The 864-nt window shown below is 45.0% G+C and carries 1 protein-coding gene; it reads right to left on the reverse strand.

The genetic code is table 11. The annotated features are described in order from the left end of the window. Positions 1-702, reverse strand: a 702-nt coding sequence (locus PKC96_07995; GenBank protein ID HMM01241.1) for a hypothetical protein, incomplete at its 3' end; no start/stop codon positions are given. Between the last annotated feature and the right edge of the window lie 162 nt (positions 703-864).

Below are 864 nucleotides of genomic sequence, written 5' to 3' on the forward strand. Positions count from 1 at the left end.
TGCATACAATAACCGGCGATGATGCTTGTTTGTCATTGTCGGGATAACATCGCGTTCGATAATCTCCGATTGTTTCCGCATCCGTTTGGGGTTTGAGATTGTGTCCGGCGTTTCGAGGTCGTCAATGCCCCATAAGTTCGGGCGACGTTTGCCGACCCGTATTCCGCGCACTTTCTTTTTGATACCGAAAGCCATACCAATAAACCGTTGGTCTATGGTTTTAAAATTGCCAATAGTCCAATCACCCTCACATTTTTGCTCTCCAAAGTCATTTATTAATAATGGGTTGCCCTCTAACTCGGCTTGTATATCCGATAACAATTCCTCGGCACGCTCCTTACTGTCAGACATCAGACAAAAGAAAACGTCCTCGCCACGAATCCAAAGCCAAAGCGGAATAATGATATTACACCATACCGACTTGGCAAGCCCGCGCCCCCATTCGGCAAAGCCCATAAAAAGCGGATTGTTTGCGACAAGGTTGGCAAACTCAATTTGAAACTCGGCGCATTCGGCCTCGGCATAATGCGGCAAATAAGTTTCAACCATATACTTAACATCCCATTTGGCACGTTGTATGCGGTTCATTTTGTCGGTGAGCGTCTCGAAAGCGTCCACCGTTGTTGCACTCCGGGCAAGTTCGAGCCGTTTTAAATACTCGTCGACTTTCTCCTTGTCTCTTTTTACTTGAGATTTTGCCATGTGCTATTCGTTTCTTTTACGTCTCAAATGGGAGGTTTGAAAATCAATTGATTGCTCGAATAAATCCGGGTTATATTTGCGCATGTCGCTAAATATGGCGTCGAAAACATCCATATAAACACCAAGTGAAATTTCGGTGTCTTTATCTAGGCCCTCCAAGTT

This window comes from Bacilli bacterium (assembly GCA_035326105.1).
Lineage (GTDB): Bacteria > Bacillota_I > Bacilli_A > RFN20 > CAG-826 > UBA7706.